The 326-nt window shown below is 43.9% G+C and carries 1 protein-coding gene; it reads left to right on the top strand.

All coding sequences use genetic code 11. The annotated features are described in order from the left end of the window. Positions 1–202: preprotein translocase subunit SecG (gene secG, locus SB725_RS30525; RefSeq protein WP_410923080.1), on the top strand; the 202-nt coding region annotated here is incomplete at its 5' end. Positions 203–326 lie beyond the last annotated feature (124 nt).

Here is a 326-nt window from a genome sequence, read left to right as displayed (position 1 = left end):
CGGTTCATCAGGTACAGTATTTGGCGCAGCAGGTACTGCTAACTTTTTGACGCGTGCTACGGCAGTACTAACGGTCATATTTTTTATTACTAGTATGACGCTTGCTGTTCATGCGCGTAAGCAAGCAGAAGATCAGTTTCGTCTAGATGCGCCAGTTTCAGCACCGCAAACGCCGCGTCCATTGACTCAAAATCCTGAGTAAGCCTCTTTTAAGTAGGCAGCGCTTGCTATTTTGGTAGGTTAGATTTACAATGCTTTCCTGTTTTCGCAACTCCTGTTCTATAGATGCCTACCTTAAGCATTATTGATTATAGACTGGATGATAG

Origin of the sequence: Pseudomonas sp. SIMBA_041 (assembly GCF_046535095.1) — a bacterium.
Classification (GTDB): Bacteria; Pseudomonadota; Gammaproteobacteria; order Pseudomonadales; family Pseudomonadaceae; genus Aquipseudomonas; species Aquipseudomonas mucoides.
The sequence above is the reverse complement of the archived record's forward strand: the minus strand, read 5'-3'. Positions and strand labels throughout refer to the sequence as shown.